Origin of the sequence: Campylobacter sp. MIT 97-5078 (assembly GCF_006864455.1) — a bacterium.
GTDB lineage: Bacteria > Campylobacterota > Campylobacteria > Campylobacterales > Campylobacteraceae > Campylobacter_D.
Genome location: NZ_QHLK01000050.1, coordinates 1 through 414 on the forward strand (window position 1 = coordinate 1; position 414 = coordinate 414).

1 pseudogene is annotated in these 414 nt (G+C 29.7%); it reads right to left on the reverse strand.

The annotated features are described in order from the left end of the window. Nucleotides 1-384 (reverse strand): annotated as a pseudogene (locus DMB91_RS08770) (capsular biosynthesis protein); the annotation flags it as partial. Nucleotides 385-414: the final 30 nt, after the last annotated feature.

Below are 414 nucleotides of genomic sequence, written 5' to 3' on the forward strand. Positions count from 1 at the left end.
TTTAGCTTCTTTAATAAACTTAAAGACTTTTAAATAGCCTCCCTTATACCAAGTCTTATCAGCTTTTATAAAAGCTTGTCCTAAAAGATAGGCTAGATGAAATTGATGTAATGCAGCTTCATTATAATCAGGTAAGGTTTCAAGTTTTGCTCTTTGAAGCTCTGGAAATATTTTTATGATTTGTTTATAGAGTTTAAGTTCTTTGTAGTGTTGTTGTTTTATATGATAGAGTTTATAGATGAGATAAAGGTAAGCCCCCCCCCCTAGTGTGAATTTTATTAGAGTATTTTTTTCTTTTAGTTTTTTATCGGTGTGGATAAGCTCTAAGCCTATTTTATAAGAAAGAGTATTTTTAATTCTTTGTGAGGCTGTAAATTGGTGCATTTGTGTTTTTCTCCTTATTTGTAGTTTTTT